The sequence below is a fragment of the Vibrio sp. 1580 genome (assembly GCF_033340055.1).
This window is the reverse complement of record NZ_JAWOVT010000795.1, coordinates 1-506: the sequence shown is the minus strand read 5'-3', so window position 1 is coordinate 506 and position 506 is coordinate 1. Positions and strand designations below refer to the sequence as shown.

Annotated in this window: 1 protein-coding gene; it reads right to left on the bottom strand. The window is 45.7% G+C overall.

All coding sequences use genetic code 11. From position 1 onward, the window contains the following. A partial coding sequence (locus tag R7093_RS28435; RefSeq protein ID WP_318147435.1) for a PTS transporter subunit EIIC occupies positions 1 to 506 on the bottom strand: 506 nt, incomplete at both ends.

Sequence of the window (506 nt, the reverse complement as noted above, 5' to 3'; positions counted from 1 at the left end):
ATGTTGGGTTCATTACGATTGGGCTACCAAAAATCACTGGTTCATTAATTTGGAAGAAGCCAGGAACCGCACTCATTCGGCCGATACTCTTTAGGTGAACAGAGCGGCTAAATGACATCAGTAGAACCAACGCTAACGTCGCACCAGAACCACCAATGAAGATATAGAAGTCCCAGAACGGCTGAGTGAAGATATTCGGAACAGGTTGCCCAGCAACAAATGCGTCGATGTTTCCACTGATGTTTGTTAGAAAGATTGGCGATAGAAGGCCAACCACAATCGCGGCACCATGAATCCCTGCAAACCAAAGTAATTGACACATTAGTAGTGCACCAATGATGGCAGGCAAAGTATTTGATGCGCTGATTAATGGCTTGAACATCGCCATAACTGCATCAGGAATCAACATGTCGTATTGGGTTTGAACGAAGATGCTTAATGGGTAAAGCGTGACAAACACAGCTAGAACAGGCAGTAACACCTCGAAAGAACGCGCGATCGCAGGT